Annotated in this window: 13 protein-coding genes; 11 read left to right on the top strand and 2 right to left on the bottom strand. The window is 73.6% G+C overall.

The genetic code is table 11. From position 1 onward, the window contains the following. From ACGF3J_RS10420 to ACGF3J_RS10445, 6 genes are all read left to right on the top strand, one after another. Positions 1-2,415: a pyridoxal phosphate-dependent decarboxylase family protein gene (locus tag ACGF3J_RS10420; RefSeq protein WP_393853897.1), complete on the top strand. Its 2,415-nt coding sequence runs from the start codon at positions 1-3 to the stop codon at positions 2,413-2,415. Continuing rightward, positions 2,412-3,965, top strand: coding sequence for a hypothetical protein (locus tag ACGF3J_RS10425; RefSeq protein ID WP_393853898.1), 1,554 nt, complete (start codon positions 2,412-2,414; stop codon positions 3,963-3,965). Before ACGF3J_RS10420 ends, ACGF3J_RS10425 begins: the two co-directional genes overlap by 4 nt. A gap of 114 nt (positions 3,966-4,079) precedes the next feature. After that, on the top strand, positions 4,080-5,177 hold the full coding sequence (locus tag ACGF3J_RS10430) for a hypothetical protein (protein WP_393853899.1): 1,098 nt from the start codon (positions 4,080-4,082) through the stop codon (positions 5,175-5,177). Next, on the top strand, positions 5,174-6,199 hold the full coding sequence (locus tag ACGF3J_RS10435) for an ATP-binding cassette domain-containing protein (protein WP_346346109.1): 1,026 nt from the start codon (positions 5,174-5,176) through the stop codon (positions 6,197-6,199). The genes ACGF3J_RS10430 and ACGF3J_RS10435 overlap by 4 nt, the downstream gene beginning before the upstream one ends. Then, entirely contained in the window at positions 6,196-7,035 is an 840-nt protein-coding gene (locus tag ACGF3J_RS10440; RefSeq protein ID WP_161328834.1) for an ABC-2 family transporter protein, read from the top strand. Before ACGF3J_RS10435 ends, ACGF3J_RS10440 begins: the two co-directional genes overlap by 4 nt. A 5-nt stretch (positions 7,036-7,040) precedes the next feature. Next, complete coding sequence (locus tag ACGF3J_RS10445; RefSeq protein WP_393853900.1) at positions 7,041-7,880, top strand: ABC transporter permease; 840 nt, start codon at positions 7,041-7,043, stop codon at positions 7,878-7,880. 7 nt (positions 7,881-7,887) lie between these two features. Here the strand turns inward: ACGF3J_RS10445 and hemE are convergent, their stop codons facing one another. After that, complete coding sequence (hemE, locus tag ACGF3J_RS10450; protein ID WP_393853901.1) at positions 7,888-8,955, bottom strand: uroporphyrinogen decarboxylase; 1,068 nt, start codon at positions 8,953-8,955, stop codon at positions 7,888-7,890. A gap of 150 nt (positions 8,956-9,105) precedes the next feature. Between hemE and ACGF3J_RS10455 the strand changes: the two genes are divergently transcribed. The 5 genes from ACGF3J_RS10455 (at position 9,106) to ACGF3J_RS10475 (ending at position 15,638) form a co-directional block, all read left to right on the top strand. Beyond that, positions 9,106-9,783, top strand: a complete 678-nt coding sequence (locus ACGF3J_RS10455) for a DUF3000 domain-containing protein (protein ID WP_161328837.1) — start codon at positions 9,106-9,108, stop codon at positions 9,781-9,783. A gap of 288 nt (positions 9,784-10,071) precedes the next feature. Beyond that, positions 10,072-10,734: a response regulator transcription factor gene (locus ACGF3J_RS10460; protein ID WP_059298226.1), complete on the top strand. Its 663-nt coding sequence runs from the start codon at positions 10,072-10,074 to the stop codon at positions 10,732-10,734. Positions 10,735-10,829: 95 nt separating this feature from the next. Then, positions 10,830-12,122 (top strand): HRDC domain-containing protein, encoded by a 1,293-nt coding sequence (locus tag ACGF3J_RS10465; RefSeq protein ID WP_393853902.1) that lies wholly within the window; start codon positions 10,830-10,832, stop codon positions 12,120-12,122. 172 nt (positions 12,123-12,294) lie between these two features. After that, positions 12,295-13,512, top strand: coding sequence for an acetyl-CoA C-acyltransferase (locus ACGF3J_RS10470; protein WP_393853903.1), 1,218 nt, complete (start codon positions 12,295-12,297; stop codon positions 13,510-13,512). Then, positions 13,509-15,638, top strand: coding sequence for a 3-hydroxyacyl-CoA dehydrogenase NAD-binding domain-containing protein (locus ACGF3J_RS10475; RefSeq protein WP_393853904.1), 2,130 nt, complete (start codon positions 13,509-13,511; stop codon positions 15,636-15,638). Before ACGF3J_RS10470 ends, ACGF3J_RS10475 begins: the two co-directional genes overlap by 4 nt. Positions 15,639-15,704: 66 nt before the next feature. On the opposite strand, the gene ACGF3J_RS10480 is transcribed toward ACGF3J_RS10475, so the two are convergent. Then, a complete protein-coding gene (locus ACGF3J_RS10480; RefSeq protein ID WP_393853905.1) occupies positions 15,705-17,213 on the bottom strand; it encodes a hypothetical protein in 1,509 nt (502 codons plus the stop codon). Positions 17,214-17,246 lie beyond the last annotated feature (33 nt).

The following is a 17,246-nucleotide window of genomic DNA, read 5'->3' on the forward strand; positions in this document are numbered from 1 at the left end:
GTGGCCGACCTGGAGGACGGTTCGACCGAGACCGACGCCTTCCCGGACGTCCCCCTGTCCGGCGCCGAGTTGGCGCGGGTGCTGGACGAGCGCCTGGCCGAGGTGCCCGGCTGGCACTCCCCGGACGACCCGGTGCGGCTGGGGTTCGCCATGACGGCGCCGCACGCCCTGGCCCTGGACGCGTTCGGGCGCTTCGCCGAACGCAATCCCAACAACGTGGGCGTCCACACCCGCTTCGGCGACGGCGTCCGCGGCACCCGGCGCCTGGAACGCGAGGCGGTCCTCGCCCTCGCCGGTCTGCTGCACGCCGACGCCGCCGACGGCTACCTCACCGGCGGAGCCAACGAGGGCACCCTCGCCGGTCTGCGGGCCGGCCGCAACGCCCTGCGCGCGGCGGGCGCCGGACGGGTCGTCGTCCTCGCGTCGGCGCTCACCCACCACTCCGTGGCCAAGGCCGCCGAGATCCTCGACCTGGAGCTGCGGCAATGCCCGGCCGGGCCCTCCTGGCTGCTGGAGGCAGGGGCCGTGGACGCCGCGCTGGACACCCTGGCCGAGGAGACCGGGCCGGGCGCCCGCACCGGTGTCGTCGTCGTGTCCACCGCCGGGTACTACAACACCGGTCTGGTCGACCCGGTGGACGCCATCTCCGCCGTACTGGCCCGGCGGGCGGCCGGCGGCGGGAACCTGAGCGTCTTCCACCACGTGGACGCCGCGCACGGCGGCATGATCCTGCCGTTCACCGCGCCCGAGGTGCCCTTCGACTTCCGCAACCCGTACGTCCACTCGGTCGTGCTCGACCCGCACAAGTCCGGGCTGATGCCGTACAGCTGCGGGGTCTTCCTGTGCCGCAAGGGGCTGCTCGGGCACGGCGCGGTGCCGGCCCCGATGTCCGGCTTCGTCGACGAGACGATCAGCGGGTCGCGCTCCGGGGCGATGGCCGCCGCCCTGTGGTCGCTGGTCTTCGGGCTGGCCGCGGACGGCTACCGCGAGGTGTTCCGCGACTGCCTGGGCGTGCGCGACCGGCTCGCCGACGCGATCCGCGCCGCCGACCCCGACGCGGTGGTGCTGCCCTCCCCGGGCAACACGGTGGTCGTCGCCGGTTTCTCGCACGGGGAGGGCAGGCTGCCCGCCGAACTCGCCGAGCGCTACCGCCTGGTGGGCAACACCCTCCCGTGGACGGCGCCGGACGGCTCGGCCGGGGAGCGGCTGTTCCACCACTTCTACGCCATGCCCCACCTGACCCCGGCCCACGTGGACGGCTTCGGCGCCGCGCTCGCCGCCGCCCTCGCGGGCGCGGCGCGCGTGCCCCGCCGGGAGGCCCCCGCCGCGCCGGCGAACCCGGCGGGCGAGTTGCGGGACCTGCGGCGCAGCAGCGTGTGCCTGCGGCACCTCGTGGTGCATCCACCGGGCCGCCGCGACCCGGACGACCATCCGCACGCCTACTCCTTCCACACCTTCCAGGACCGGGCCGGTCTCGGCGAGGAGCTGGCCGCCCGCCCGTGGACCGGTGAGGACGGCGGCCGTACCGGCCTGTACGTCTACGCGCCCGACCTGGCGGCGCCGTTCGCGAACGAGCTGTTCGGGGTGACCGACCCCGAGCGGTACTCGCTGGAGGTCCTCGACCGCAACCAGCAGAAGCTCTCCCTGGTGGGAGCGGCCCACTTCGCCGTCTTCGGTCCCGAGCCGCGCACTCCGGACCGGCCGGTGGTCCTCGCCAACTTCCACGCGGACGGCGCCTTCCGGTCCGTCGAGTACAAGTACGGCGACCGCCGGTACAACGACGAGGTGCAGGTCTTCGCCGACCACGTCGTGGTGAAGATCGGCAAGGACGCGCGCAGCGTGCGCCGCGACGGGAACGACTACTCCTTCTCCCTGGACACGTCACTCGAGCTGCGGGTGCGGCTGACGGACGACGCGGCCGTCCCCCGGATCACCCGGGTGGCCCGGCACGCGGATCCCGCGCTGCCGCGCCGCCGCCATCTGCTGCGCGGGCAGTACCGCCGGTTCCCCAACCGCTTCTTCGACACGGTCGTCGACCTGACGGTGGGCCGGCAGTACGCGGAGCGGTGGCCAGCCGGACTTGAGGCGCCGTTGCTCGCCCGGTCGGCACTGCTGGACCTGGTCCGGGTGACCGCGTCCGTCGCCCAAGGCGCCCTGCGCGTGGAGCTGGCGGCGGTCGGCCGGGAGGGCGGCGCCGTCTTCACGGTGCCGCTCGGGCTCGGCGCGCGGCTGCCCGCCCTGCTGCCGGGCATCCCCGTGGCCGACCCCGAAGCACTCACCCCGGCCGAGGTGGTGGGGTGGGCCGGGCGACTGCACCCGCGGCTCGCGTCCCTGCGCGAGGCGGCGCTCGCCCGCGAGGGACACCGGCGGCTGTCCGTGCCGGACGGCACGGCCGGCGGAACGGAGCCGGCATGACCGTGACAGCCCTGGCCGTGCTGTGGGGCGTTCTGCTGTGGGGCGTGCTGCTGAGCGTCCGCGCGGCTCTCGCGGCCCGGGTCCTGGACCGGCGGCGCGGGCGCGCGGTGGCGCCGGACACCGCGCCGCACGTCGTGCTGCTGGTGCCGGCCCTGCGCGAACAGGAGCTGCTGGGCGAGGTGGTGCGGGCGGCGGCCGGACTGCCGTATCCGCCGGGCCTGCTGCACGTGGTCGTCGTCACCACGGAGCGCGAGGAGCGGGAGCGGCGGGCGGTGGCGGACCGGCTGCCCGCCCTCGCGGCGGCCCTCGTCGCCGGCGGCGCGCGGGACGCGGCCGTGCTGGCCGGTGTGGTGCCCTCCGGGCTGGCGGCCCGCACGGCGGACCGCACCCGCGCCTCCGCCGACCCGGCGGGCACCCTGCGGGCCGAACTCGACGCCGTCCCCACCACCCGCGAGGTCGCCCGCGCGCTGCTGCCCGAGGTCGCGGCGGAGCACCCGGGCGTGGGCCTGCACCACCTGCACTACCCGGACGAGGGCGCCAAGAGCAGCCAGCTCGTGCACGCGGTGGAACGGCTGCCGGACCTGCTGCCGCCGGACGCCGCTCCCTCGTTCACCTATGTCGGGCTCTACGACGCCGACTCGCAGCCCGATCTGGACACCCTGACGCACCTCGCCGCCGCCGTCTCCCCGGACGGCGGCGGCCCCGCGCCCGACCTGGTCCAGCAGCTCCCGCTCCAGCTGCGCCGCCCGCACGCCGCCCGCCCCGGCGGCGCGGACGTGCTGCTGCGCGCCCACGCCCTGGCCGACCTGCGACGCCGGGCGGGCGTCGAGGCCCACCGCCTCCTGGCCCGGCGCCGCATCCGGGCCGCACGGCTGCCGGCGGGCGTGACGGCCGTGGCCGAGCCGGTGGTGTACGGCGTCGGGGCCGGGCTGTTCGTCCGGCACGACACCCTGGTGTCCATCGGCATGTACGAGGAGCCCGTCGACGATCTGCTCGTCGGCTACAAACTCTCCTCCGCCGGTGCGGTGATGGAGGTGCTGCCCGTGTTCAACCTGGTCGACCGGTACTCCGGTACGGCGGCGCTCGGCAAGGCGTACGCGCTGGTGGCGCACGGCTCCCTCGCCGGGTGCCAGCGGCTGCTGACCGATCCGGTCCTGCGCGCCTTCCGGCTCCGCAACACCGTGGTGCTGGTCAAGGAAGGGCTGGACACGCTGTGGTGGTTCGCCGGTCCCGCCGTCGTGCTCGCGGCGCTGGGCACCCTGGTGGCGCGCGGCGCCCACGGTCCGCTGCTGGCCTGGGCGTTCGCGGCCGGTTCCTACACACTGCTGCACGCCTGGTGGTGCGTGCGGCGGGCCCGGCGCTGGCTGGCCGCGCACCGGGGGGCCGACGCCCGCGCCGAACCACCCGGCGGACCGGCGGCCCCCGTCCGCGTCCCCGTACTCCTGCTCGCGTTCCTCTTCCAGCCGCTGCTGCACTGGGCGGGCCCGGTCCGGCACCTGGCCCGCGTGCTGCGCGGCGGGCCGCCGGTGCTCGGCAAGACGGAGCGGTGACCGCCGCGCTCCGTCCGGGCCGCGGCCCCGGCTCCCGCCGCACGACCGACCCGTACGCCCCTTAATTCCCCGACCCCTCCCGTCCCCCCGAAGCCCCGCGAGAAAGACCCGAGAATGACGACACCCCACCGTTCCGACCTCCGCCTGTCCACCGTGATCATGGCCCACCCGCGGCGGCGGGCCGCGGCCGAGGCGCTGGGCGAGGCGCACCCCGCGCTCGCCGCGCGGGTCGTCACCGACCCGGAGCCGCAGGGCCCGCCGTCGGCCCTGCGCACCGCGCGCCTGGCCTGGCGGTCCGCGTCCGCCGACGCCACGCACCACCTGGTGCTCCAGGACGACGCCGTGCTCCGCCCGGACTTCGCGGACACCGTCGCCGCGCTGGCCGCCGCCCGGCCTCGGGACTCCGTCAGCCTGTTCACCGAGTGGGGTTCGCGCACCGCCAACGCGGTCCGCGCCGCGGCGCTGCTCGGCCACGCCTGGGCGCCCGTGGTGGACGACTACCTCCCGTCCGTCGCGCTGGTGCTGCCCGCCCGACTGGCCCGGGGGTTCGAGGAGTACGCCGCCGCGAAGGCCGCGCCCGACGCGACCGACGACGTCACCCTGCTCGACTACCTGCGGGACGTCGGCCGGGTCGTCCCGGTGGCCGGCCCGGTCGATCACGCCAACCCGCCGAGCCTCGTCGGCAACGACGTGATGGGCCCGCGCAGCGCCGCCTGCCTGGCCCCCGCCGGGGACCCGGGGGGCTCCGTGCTGCCCGCGATGCGCGCGGTGCCGTACTTCTGCTGGTGGGAGCAGCTGGCCGTGGTCTACCTGCGCGACCCGGCGAGTCCGGACGGCTGGCGCCGGGTGCCGGCCGAGGAGGCGCTCCTCGCACGGGGCATCGGCCGGGAGCGGGTCGTGGCGTCGCTGCGGACGGCGCTGGAGAGCGTCCCGCACCGGGAGTTGATCCACGACCGGGTCAGCGACGTGCTGCTCGCCGAGGTGTGGACCACCGCCTACGCGCTGGGCGTGGTGACCCGGGACCTCGGCGGCTTCCCCGACCTCGGCCGTCCGGCGGCCCGGGAGGCGCTGGCCACGCTGGCACCGGGGGCGCTGCGCAGGGTCGTGCCGGTGCGTTGGCTGGCGGCCGTGGGCGAACTGCTGTACCCGCTGGTGGCGGCGGCCGTGCTGGGGGGCGCGGCGGACGCGGAGGCGGCGGGGAGCGGCTCGTGAGCGCCCCCGGGCTCGCGGAGCCCGTCATCGACGTGGAGGGGGTCACCAAGACCTTCCGCACCTGGGACCGGTCCGAGTCCTGGAGCGTCCGCCGGCCCTTCCGCAGGCGGCGGGCGTCCCGCGCGGTGGCCCTCAGCGACGTGGAACTGCGCATCGGGCGGGGGGAGTTCGTCGGGCTGCTCGGACAGAACGGCGCCGGCAAGTCCACCCTGATCAAACTGATGACGGGCCTGCTGCTCCCGGAGGAGGGCACCGTCCGGGTGTGCGGACTCGATCCGTACGCCGACCGGGAGGCCAACGCCCGGAACATGGGCGTCACCTTCGGGCAGCGCACCCAGCTGTGGTGGGACCTGCCCGCCCGGGACTCCTTCTCCATCCTGCGCGACATCCACGGTCTGCCCGAGGACTCCTGGCGCGGCGCGCTCGCCGAACTCGACGACGTGCTCTCGCTGTCGGACTTCTGGGAGACGCCCGTGCGCTTTCTGTCGCTCGGTCAGCGGGTGCGCTGCGACCTGGCCGCGGCGCTGCTGCACCGGCCGCGGGTGATCTTCCTGGACGAACCCACCATCGGCCTGGACGTGCTGGTGAAGGACCAGGTGCGGGAGCTGCTGTCGCGGCTGGCCGCCACCGGGGACCACTGCGTGGTGCTGACGACGCACGACATGGCGGAGGTGGAGGCCCTGTGCCGCCGCATCGTCGTCATCGACCGCGGCCGGGTCGTCCACGACGGGCCCCGCGAGCGGCTGACCGTCGCCGGGGCGGAGTCGGTCTTCCTGGTCGAGTTCGAGACACCGCCGCCACCGCTCGACCTGCTGACCGCCGAGGTGGTCTCCGCCCAGGGGCCGAGCGTGCGGGTCAGGCCGCTGCCGGGCGCGGACCGGGCACGGGTGACCGCCGAACTCCTCGCCGCCCATCCGGTCCGCTCGGTGCGGTACGAGGGGGCGACGGCGGAGGACGTCCTGCGGGCCCTGCACGGCGACACGCGACGGCAGCGGGCCTCGGCACCGGGGGCGGGCGGATGAGCGTCCTCGACAGGCCCGGGCGGGCTCCGCGGCCACCCTCGCGCGCCCACCGGCTCGTCACCCTGGTACCGCGCACCGAGTGGGCCTACCGGCCGCGGCTGGCGGCCACCGCCTTCGTCATCGTCACCCAGGTGTTCCTGTACGTGTTGCTGTGGCGGGCGCTGTACCGGGAGAGCGGCGGCGAGGTGGTCGGCCTCGACGTCGACCAGGCCATCACCTACTCGGTGCTGGCCACGCTGATGGGCACCGGCCGCGTCATCATGGAGGGGGCCTCGCAGGAGACCGCGCAGAGCAAGATCCGCGACGGCTCGGTGGTGTTCTGGTTCGTCCGGCCGCTCTCCGCCCGCCGCTACTGCGCCTGGCGCGGCCTCGGGGAGAGCCTGTACGCCACGGCCTGGCTGCTCGTCGGCCTGGCGGTGGGCGTGACCTGCGGACTGGTCGCACTGCCGCCGTCCCCGGCCGCCGCCTCGGTGACGGTGCTCGCCTACGGGCTCGGACAGGTCGTCTTCTACCAGATCGGCCTGCTGGTCGACCTGACCAGCTTCTGGACCATCACCAGCTTCGGCGTGAACCGGCTGGTGGCCTTCGCCCAACTCCTGCTGTCGGGCGGGCTGATCCCGCTCTGGTTCTTCCCGGAGGGCTTCCGGGCCGTCGCCGGGCACCTGCCCTTCGCGGCGACCATCAACGTGCCCGTTTCCCTCTACACCGGGCGGATCACCGTGGCGGACTGCTGGCCGTACCTGGCCGAAGGGGCCCTGTGGTGCGGGGTGCTGGCCGTGCTGAGCCGCGTGATGTGGCGGCGCGCCGCCCGTCGACTGCTCGTCCTGGGCGGGTGACGCCGATGACCTCCGACACCGCCGCCCCGGCGTCCGGGGCGCACCCGGTGGGCCGGCTGCGGCTGGCCGCCGTGATCATGCGGGCCGGGCTGCGCAGCCAGCTCGCCAACCGCGCGGACTTCGCGATGGCCGTCGCCAACGGGGTGACCTTCCAGATCACGGTGCTGCTCTTCGCCGCGGTGATCTTCAGCCGCTTCCCCTCGCTGGCGGGCTGGGACCTCGGCGAGATCCTGCTGATCAGCAGCATCCGCATGCTGGGGCACGGCCTGTACATGCTGTTCTTCGGCAACCTCGGGCTGATCCCGCACCTGCTGCGGGAGGGCCGCTTCGAGGCCTTCCGCACCCGGCCGGCGCCGGTGCTGCTCCAGGTCTTCACCTACGAGGCGCCGGTCAACGCGCTGGGCGACCTGGTGGTGGCCGGCGCCTCGCTCGGGGTCTGCCTGTCCCTGCTGGACGTGACGTGGTCGCCGGCCTCGCTGGGCTTTCTGGTGGTGGCGGTCGTCGCCGCCACCGTGATCGAGCTGGGGCTCAATCTGCACATCGCCGGTCTGGTGCTGAGGTTCCGGGGCAGCGAGTCCCTGTTCTTCTGGCTGGACAACACTGCGGGCAACTTCGGCAACTACCCGCTGAGCGTGTTCCCGGTGGCGCTCCAGGGCGCGTTCACCTTCGGGGTGCCCATCGCGTTCGCCGGGTACTACCCGGCGGCGTGGCTGACCGGCCACGCCGACACGGTGCCGGTCTCCCCCGCGCTGGTGTACCTGTCACCGCTGGTCGCCCTGCTGGTGCTGGCCTCCGGGCTCACGCTCTGGCGGCGGTGCCTGGCGTGGTACGCCCGCAACGGGTGAGCGGGGCTCAGCGGGCGGTGCGGGTGTGGACGTACTCCACGAGGCGGGTCAGCGCGTCCGGGTCGGTGGTGGGCAGGACGCCGTGGCCGAGGTTGAAGACGTGGCCCTCGAGGCCCGCCGCCGCGTCCAGGACCTCGCCGGCCTTGGTCTCGACGGCCTGCGGGGTGGAGAAGAGGACGGCGGGGTCCAGGTTGCCCTGGAGCGCCTTGCCGGGGCCGACCCGGCGGGCCGCCTCGTCCATCGGGACGCGCCAGTCGACGCCGACGACGTCCGCGCCGGCCTCGCCCATCAGGCCGAGCAGCTCGCCGGTGCCGACGCCGAAGTGGATGCGCGGCACGCCGTACCCGGCGACGGCCTCGAAGACCTTGCGGGAGGCGGGCAGCACCGAGGCGCGGTAGTCGGCGGGCGAGAGGGCGCCGACCCAGGAGTCGAAGAGCTGGACGGCGCTCGCGCCGGCCTCGATCTGCACCTTCAGGAAGGCGGCGGTGATGCCGGCGAGCCGGTCCAGGAGGTCGGCCCACAGCTGCGGGTCGCCGTACATGAGCGCCTTGGTGTGCTCGTGGTTGCGGGACGGGCCGCCCTCCACGAGGTAGCTCGCGAGGGTGAACGGCGCCCCGGCGAAGCCGATCAGCGGGGTGGCGCCGAGCTCGCGGGTGAGCAGGCCGATGGCCTCGCTGACGTAGGTGACGTCCTCGGGGATGAGTTCGCGCAGCCGGTCCAGGTCCGCGCGGGTGCGGATCGGGTTCTCGACGACCGGGCCGACGCCCGGCTTGATGTCGAGGTCGATGCCGATGGCCTTGAGCGGGACCACGATGTCGCTGAAGTAGATGGCGGCGTCCACGCCGTGCCTGCGGACCGGCTGGAGGGTGATCTCCGTGACCAGTTCCGGCCGCATGCAGGACTCGAGCATCGGGATGCCCTCGCGCACCTTGAGGTACTCCGGCAGCGAGCGCCCGGCCTGCCGCATGAACCACACCGGGGTGTGCGGCACCGGCTCGCGCCTGCAGGCCCTGAGGAACGCGGAGTCGTACGTGGCGGTCGGCGGCTGGCCCGCGGGGCTCTGGTTGGCACTCACACCGGCAAGTCTCGCACGGCGCACGGGCGCTCCAGGACCGCGGGTGGGCGGCTCCCGCGCGCCCTCGGGGTACCGCGGGATCCGGACATCGCGTCCGCACGCGGGTGTCCCTCCCTGCGCCGGGCCGCCGTTCCGCTTAGTGTTCCCCGCATGGCTGCGGCTCAGGGACGACTGTCGGACGGCGCTGGCGGAATGGACGAGGCGAAGGGAACCGAGGAGGAGGCCCGGCACAAGGGGAGTACGGCACCGCCGGCCTTCGCGGCCGCCGTCGAGGCCCTGCGGGCCGCGCGGCTGCGGCCGCAGATCGAGGTGGAGCCGACACGCGCGCCCCAGCGGCTCGCCCCGCACACCTACGCGCTGGAGGCCGCGGTCGTCGACGGCGACGAGGACCTCGCGGACGGCCGGCTGGTACTGCTGCACGACCCGGCGGGGCACGACGCCTGGCGCGGGACCTTCCGGCTGGTGACCCTGGTCCGGGCCGAGCTGGAGCCGGAGATGGCCGCGGATCCGCTGCTGCCCGACGTGTGCTGGTCCTGGCTCACCGGCGCGCTCCAGGCCCGCGGGCTCACGTACGGGGAGCCGAGCGGCACCGTCACGCGCGCGAGCTCCCACTACTTCGGGGGGCTCTCGGCGCGCCCGGCGGCCTCGCAGATCGAGATCCGGGCGTCCTGGACGCCGCGCGAGGGTCTGGGCGGCGTCCCGGACACCGCGGCGCACCTCGCCTCGTGGTGCGATCTGCTGGCGCAGGTCGCGGGCCTGCCGCCGGCCGGGCCCGGCGACGCGTCGATCGTCACGCTGCCGCAGCGCCGCGGCCCGCAGTCGCGCTGACCCGCGCACGCTCACACCGTTTCACCAGGGGGCTTCCGCATGTCCGGGAAACGTTCCGTCACTTTGTCGACACGGCCACTTTCGGCCGCGTATCGACAAAGTGCGAAACCGTTCGATCTTCGAATGATCGACCGCGTGTCCGAATTGCTCGGATTGTTACTCACCAGATCGTGATCATTCTCTAAAGGCGAACGGGTTCGGTGCCGAAGACGACTGTGACCTTGAAAGCACGGTTCGTCCCGCCTTCACCCCACGAGCCGGCCCCGTCCCCGCCCCCCAGGAGGCCTGGTGTCCGTTCTCCTCGAGCAGCCTGCAAGCCTGGTCGCCTACCGCCCGAACAAGCCGACCGCCATGGTGGTCGTGGCCGACCAGCGCGTCCGTTCCACCGTCACCCGCCACCTGTGGGCGCTCGGTGTGCGCGACGTCATCGAGGCCTCGTCCGTCGCGGAGGCTCGTCCCCGCATCGGCAACCCCCGCGACATCTGCGTCGCCGAAGTCCACCTCCCCGACGGCTCCGGCCTGACCCTGCTGTCCGAGACCCGCGCCGCGGGCTGGCCCAACGGTCTCGCCCTGTCCGCCGCCGACGACATCGGCGCCGTGCGCAACGCCCTCGCCGGCGGCGTCAAGGGCTACGTCGTCACCGGCACCCGCACCAACGTCGGGCTCCCCACCCGGCCGGGCGCCGCCCCCATCGGCGCCGCCGCCGCCCGCCTGCACCGCCGCCCCCCGGGTGCCCCGAGCCACCCGGGCGGCTACCGCGAGCTCTCCGGCCGCGAGGTGGAGGTGCTGCGACTGGTCGCGGAGGGCCAGTCGAACAAGGCGATCGGCGTCTCCATGGGCCTGTCCGCCCTGACCGTCAAGAGCCACCTGGCCCGCATCGCCCGCAAGCTCGGCACGGGCGACCGCGCCGGGATGGTCGCGGTGGCCCTGCGCACCGGCATCATTCACTGACCCGTTCACCGACCTGACTGGTTTACGACCCCCCGGCGCCCGCCGACGGAACGTTCCGTCGGCGGGCGCCGTCGATCCACCGATAGTCTTGACAGGTGACCGACGCCCACGAAACCGCAGCAGACCGCCCACTGCGAACCACCGGAGGCGCCCCTCCGGACGACGCCGGATCTTCTGTGAGTCAGGCGCCGACCCCCTTGCTCGAACCACGCGAGGGCATTCCGCCGGTGATCGCCGACGCGACCGCCCTCGCCGAGGTGACCGCCGCCTTCGCCGCCGGGCACGGCCCCGTCGCCGTGGACGCCGAGCGCGCCTCCGGGTACCGCTACGGACAGCGGGCGTACCTGGTGCAGCTGCGCCGCGAGGGCGCCGGGAGCGCCCTGATCGACCCGGTGGCCTGCCCCGACCTGTCCGGACTCGGCGCGGCCGTCGCGGACGTGGAGTGGGTGCTGCACGCCGCCACCCAGGACCTGCCCTGCCTGCGCGAAATAGGGATGGTCCCCACCCGCATCTTCGACACCGAGCTGGCCGGGCGGCTCGCCGGGTTCCCGCGCGTCGGCCTCGGCGCGATGGTGGAGAACGTCCTGGGCTTCGTCCTGGAGAAGGGCCACTCGGCCGTCGACTGGTCCACCCGCCCGCTGCCCGAGCCCTGGCTGCGCTACGCCGCGCTCGACGTCGAGCTGCTCGTCGACCTGCGGGACGCCCTGGAGAAGGAGCTGGACCGGCAGGGCAAGCTGGAGTGGGCCCGGCAGGAGTTCGACGCGATCGCGTCCGCCCCGCCGCCCGAGCCGCGCAAGGACCCCTGGCGCCGCACCTCCGGCATGCACAAGGTGCGCCGGCGCCGGCAGCTGGCCGTCGTGCGGGAGCTGTGGCAGGCCCGGGACCGGATCGCGCAGCGCCGGGACGTCTCCCCCGGCAAGGTGCTCGGGGACGCGGCCATCGTCGAGGCTGCGCTCGCGCTGCCGGCCGACGCGCAGGCGCTGTCCGCGCTGAACGGCTTCGGGCGGGTCAGCCGCCGGCAGCTGGAGCAGTGGCAGGTCTCGGTCGACCGGGCCAAGGCGCTCTCCGAGTCGCAGCTGCCGCAGCCCGGCCAGCCGGTGACCGGTCCCCCGCCGCCGCGGGCCTGGGCCGACAAGGACCCGGCAGCGGCGGCGAGGCTTTCCGCGGCGCGCGCGGCGGTGACGGCGCTCGCCGAGCAGCTCGCCATGCCGCAGGAGAACCTGATCACGCCGGACACGGTGCGCCGGGTCTGCTGGGAGCCGCCGGCCGCGGTCGACGCCGGCTCGGTGGCGGCCGCCCTGGCCGGCCACGGGGCGCGCCCCTGGCAGGTGGAGCAGGTGACGCCGGTACTGGTCACCGCGCTGACCTCCGCGGCGGACCCGCGCTGAGCCGCCCGGCGGACCCGCGCCGAGTCTCCGCGTGCCCCCGACGGTGTGACGTTCGCCGCTCCCGCCGGGGGGACTGGGCAGCTACGTTACTCATAAGTAGCATGGGGCTGAGCGCGCGCTCAGTGCATGCGTGCCGCAGCAGTGCCACCCCGCACCCTGGAGGAGAGCCATCGTGCCTCGTACCGTCAGGGACGTCGTCTTCGTAGACGGCGTCCGCACCCCGTTCGGCAAGGCGGGCCCGAAGGGCGTCTACCACGAGACCCGCGCCGACGACCTGGTCGTGAAGGCGATCCGGGAGCTGCTGCGCCGCAACCCCGGCCTCGACCCGAAGAAGGTCGACGAGGTCGCCGTCGCCGCCACCACGCAGGTCGGCGACCAGGGCCTGACCATCGGCCGGATGGCCGGCATCCTCGCCGGTCTGCCCCAGTCGGTGCCCGGCTACGCGATCGACCGCATGTGCGCGGGCGCGCTGACCGCCGTCACCACCGTGGCCGGCTCGGTCGCCTTCGGCGCGTACGACGTCGCCATCGCGGGCGGTGTGGAGCACATGGGCCGCCACCCGATGGGCGAGGGCGCCGACCCCAACCCGCGGTTCGTCTCCGAGAAGCTGGTCGACGAGTCCGCCCTGTTCATGGGCATGACCGCGGAGAACCTGCACGACCGCTACCCGAGCATCACCAAGCAGCGCGCCGACGAGTACGCCGTGCGCTCGCAGGAGAAGGCCGCCAAGGCCTACGCCAACGGCCAGATCCAGGCCGACCTGGTGCCGGTCTCGGTGCGCCGCACCAACGAAGAGGCCGGCGAGACGGGCTGGGGCCTGGTCACCGCCGACGAGCCGATGCGTCCGGGCACCACGCTGGAGAACCTGTCCGGCCTGAAGACGCCGTTCCGCGTGCACGGCCGGGTCACCGCGGGCAACGCGGCCGGTCTGAACGACGGCGCCACCGCCTCCATCATCGCGAGCGAGGACTTCGCCCGCGAGCACGACCTGCCCGTCAAGATGCGCCTGGTCTCGTACTCCTTCGCGGGCGTCGAGCCGGAGGTCATGGGCTACGGACCGATCCCCGCGACGGAGAAGGCGCTGGCCCAGGCCGGCCTCTCCATCGACGACATCGGCCTGTTCGAGATCAACGAGGCGTTCGCCGTCCAGGTCCTCGCCTTCCTGGAGCACTACGGCATCGCCGACGACGACGCGCGCGTCAACCAGTACGGCGGCGCCATCGCCTTCGGCCACCCGCTGGCCTCCTCCGGCGTGCGTCTGATGACGCAGCTGGCCCGCCAGTTCGAGGAGCAGCCGCACGTCCGCTACGGCCTGACCACCATGTGCGTCGGCTTCGGCATGGGCGCGACCGTCATCTGGGAGAACCCGCACTTCGAGGGGGACAAGTGAGCACCACCGCAGAGCTGCTGAAGGGTGCGGCCGAGCTGTTCCCCGGCGAGGTCGTCACCCAGGCGCACGTCCGCCACTTCGACCTTCCCCTCGGTGCCGGGCGCTTCGCCCTGATCACCCTGGACAACGGCCACGACCACACCAAGCCGACCACGCTCGGCCCGCAGTCGCTGGCGAACATCGACGCCGCGATCGACCAGGTCGAGAAGGAGGCCGCGGACGGCGACATCGTCGGCGTCGGCGTCACCGGCAAGCCGTTCATCTTCGCCGTCGGCGCCGACCTCAAGGGTGTCGAGCTGCTGAAGCGGCACGAGGACGCGCTGGCCATCGGCAAGGGCGGCCACGACGTCCTCAAGCGGCTGTCGAAGCTGGCCGTGCCGTCCTTCGCGTACTACAACGGCGCCTCCATGGGCGGCGGCGTGGAGATCGGCCTGCACTGCTCGTACCGGACGGTCTCCGCGGCCCTCCCGGCGTTCTCGCTCCCCGAGGTCTTCCTCGGCCTGGTCCCCGGCTGGGGCGGCTGCACCCTGCTGCCGAACCTGATCGGCGCGGACAAGGCCGTCTCGGTGATCATCGAGAACAGCCTGAACCAGAACAAGCAGCTCAAGGGCAAGCAGGTCTACGAACTCGGCATCGCGGACGCGCTGTTCGAGGGCGCGGACTTCCTGGAGCAGTCGCTGATCTGGACGGCGTCCGTCCTCAAGGGCGAGATCGCCGTCGAGCGTCCGGTGATCGACCGCGGCGACGCCTGGGACCAGGCCGTCGCGAAGGGCCGCTTCATCGCGGACGGCAAGGTGCACGGCGCCGCCCCGGCCGCCTACCGCGCCCTGGACATCATCGCCACCGCGAAGAACGGCGACCTCCAGCAGGGCTTCGACGCCGAGGACCAGGCGCTCGCCGACCTGATCATGGGCGGCGAACTGCGCTCCGGCATCTACGCCTTCAACCTGGTGCAGAAGCGCGGCAAGCGCCCCGCGGGCGCCCCGGACAAGTCGCTGGCCCGCCCGGTCACCAAGGTCGGCGTGGTCGGCGCCGGCCTGATGGCCTCCCAGCTCGCGCTGCTCTTCCTGCGCCGCCTGGAGGTCCCGGTCGTCCTCACCGACATCGACCAGGAGCGCGTCGACAAGGGTGTGGGCTACGTCCACGCCGAGATCGACAAGCTGCTCGGCAAGGGCCGGATCAACCAGGACAAGGCGAACCGGCTGAAGGCCCTGGTCTCCGGTGTCCTGGACAAGGCGGAGGGCTTCGCGGACGCCGACTTCGTCATCGAAGCGGTCTTCGAGGAGATGGGCGTCAAGCAGAAGGTGTTCGCGGAGGTCGAGGCGGTCGCCCCGGCGCACGCGATCCTCGCCACCAACACCTCCTCCCTCTCCGTCTCGGAGATGGCGTCGAAGCTGAAGCACCCCGAGCGGGTCGTCGGCTTCCACTTCTTCAACCCGGTCGCGATCCTGCCGCTCCTGGAGATCGTCCGCGGTGAGCAGACCGACGAGGCCTCGCTGGCCACGGCGTTCGGCGTCGCCAAGAAGCTGAAGAAGACCGCGGTCCTCGTCAAGGACGCCCCGGCGTTCGTCGTGAACCGCATCCTGACCCGCTTCATGGGCGAGATCCAGAACGTCATCGACGAGGGCACGCCGGTGGCCGTCGCGGAGAAGGCGGTGGAGCCGCTCGGCCTGCCGATGTCCCCGCTGGTCCTGCTGGAGCTGGTCGGCCCGGCGATCGGCCTGCACGTCTCGGAGACCCTCAACGGGGCCTTCCCCGAGCGCTTCACGGTCTCCCCGAACCTCAAGGCGGTCGTCGAGGCCGGCAAGCGCGGCTTCTACGTCTACGACAGCGGGAAGCCCGAGCTGGACCCGGAGGTCGCCGCGCTCCTCAAGCAGGGCGACACCGTCCTCACCGAGGAGCAGGTGCGGGCGCGGGTGCTCGACGCGGTCGCCCAGGAGATCGGCCTGATGCTCGACGAGGGCGTCGTCGCCGAGGCCCAGGACATCGACCTCTGCCTGATCACCGGCGCCGGCTGGCCCTTCCACCTGGGCGGCATCACGCCGTACCTGGACCGCGAGGGCGTCTCGCAGCGGGTGAACGGGAAGCCGTTCCTGGAGGCGGGCGTGGCGAGCGTGCCCGCGTAAGACTCCGTACGACGAGAGGGCCCCCGCCACGTGTGGCGGGGGCCCTCTCGCATGCGGGAGGCCGGGTCAGTAGCCGTACGGTGTCGCGCCCGCCGTGACGTGCGCGACGGCGAAGGGGACCGGCGTCGCTGGGGACTCGGTTCCCGCCGCGTCCACGGCGAAGACCTCCACCGTGTGCCGGCCCTCCTGCCACGGCCAGCCGGAGTCCCAGGCCCAGCGTCCGTCGACCGCGACCGGGCTCCCGCCCAGGAGCGTGCCGCCCGCCCGGAACCCCACCTGCGCGGCGCCCCTGGCCAGGCCGGTGAAGCGCACGGCCGACCCGCCGATCTGCTCGTACGCCACCGGCGAGTGGACGGTGGGCGCGGGCAGCCCGCCGCCCATGGGCGCGACGTCCAGGGGCGCCGCGGGCTGGGCCGGAATCGCGCCCGCACCGGCGGCCGGGGCACCGGCCACCGCGGTGAACGGGACGGCGGTGCCCCTGGTCTTGCGGCCCTCCGCGTCCCACGCGACGGCCTTCACCAGGTGCTTGCCCTTGCTCCACGGCTTGTCCCGCTGCCAGGACCAGACGCCGTCCGCGGCCACGGCCGCCTTGCCCAGGAACTTGCCGTGCTCCCACAGGCTCACGCGGACCGCGCCGGGGGCGGTGCCGGTGAAGTACACGCCGTTCGTCGGCAGTTCGGTGTCCGGTGCCGGGTGGGAGACCACCGGCATGGCGATGGTGCTGGGCCGCTCGGCCGAGGTGGCGGACAGATAGCCCTTGATGGCCGAGGTGTCACGGTCCGGCTCCTCGTACCCGTTGCGCACCATGCCCAGCCGCGGGGCGAGCCCGTCGGAGAGCATGTTGACGAGGCCCATGAGGAAGGGCACGTTGCGTCGGGTGACGTCCGAGTGGCGGGTGATGTGCGGGGACTCGCTGTAGACGAGGTTGAAGTTGTCGTACCCCTGGAAGAGGCCGAGGAAGGGTTCGACCTGCTCCTGGTACTGCTCGTCCTGCGGCGAGGTGAGCAGGTAGATGTTGGACTGCCGGCCCACGCCCGAGCGCACCAGGTCCGGGAGGAGCGCGTCGACCACGCGGACGTTCTCCTCCGGCACCCCCTCGCCCAGCATGAACCGGGCGACCTTGGGGTGCACCGTCTTCACGTAGGTGCCGATGAGGAACTGCGGCACGATGGAGACGATGTTGCCGAAGCCGTAGCGCAGGCCGAAGTAGAGGGCCGCGCTGCCGCCCTTGGAGCCGCCCCACAGGGTGACCCGGTCCGGGGTCAGGTCGAGGGCGTTCATCACCTTGGAGACGACCCCGATCACGGACTGCTCCAGGGAGAAGTCCATCCCCTCGCACAGGTAGTAGCTCCGCATGCCGCGGAACCGGTCACGGATCCAGAGGATGTTGGCCCGCACCGGGTTGAGGACGCCGTTCGACCAGCCGTAGTCGTCGGGCACGCCGAAGTTGGAGAACACGACGAGGAGATGGCGGTTGCCGCCCTTCCCGTGCGTGAACCGGTACTCGACGGGATACGGGCCCGAGGTGTCGATCCCGCTGATCAGCTCGCGTGCTTTCGGCGGTGCAGTCGGCATGTGTGGCTTCCACTCGTGAGTTGTTCGTCGTCC

Origin of the sequence: Streptomyces sp. NPDC048171 (assembly GCF_043202655.1) — a bacterium.
Lineage (GTDB): Bacteria > Actinomycetota > Actinomycetes > Streptomycetales > Streptomycetaceae > Streptomyces.

Excerpts from the sequence above, each read along its gene's own strand:
- ACGF3J_RS10425 (WP_393853898.1), top strand. The coding sequence starts at position 2,412 with ATGACCGTGACAGCCCTGGCCGTGCTGTGGGGCGTTCTGCTGTGGGGC.
- ACGF3J_RS10430 (WP_393853899.1), top strand. The coding sequence starts at position 4,080 with ATGACGACACCCCACCGTTCCGACCTCCGCCTGTCCACCGTGATCATG.
- ACGF3J_RS10440 (WP_161328834.1), top strand. The coding sequence starts at position 6,196 with ATGAGCGTCCTCGACAGGCCCGGGCGGGCTCCGCGGCCACCCTCGCGC.
- ACGF3J_RS10445 (WP_393853900.1), top strand. The coding sequence starts at position 7,041 with ATGACCTCCGACACCGCCGCCCCGGCGTCCGGGGCGCACCCGGTGGGC.
- ACGF3J_RS10455 (WP_161328837.1), top strand. The coding sequence starts at position 9,106 with ATGGCTGCGGCTCAGGGACGACTGTCGGACGGCGCTGGCGGAATGGAC.
- ACGF3J_RS10480 (WP_393853905.1), bottom strand. The coding sequence starts at position 17,213 with ATGCCGACTGCACCGCCGAAAGCACGCGAGCTGATCAGCGGGATCGAC.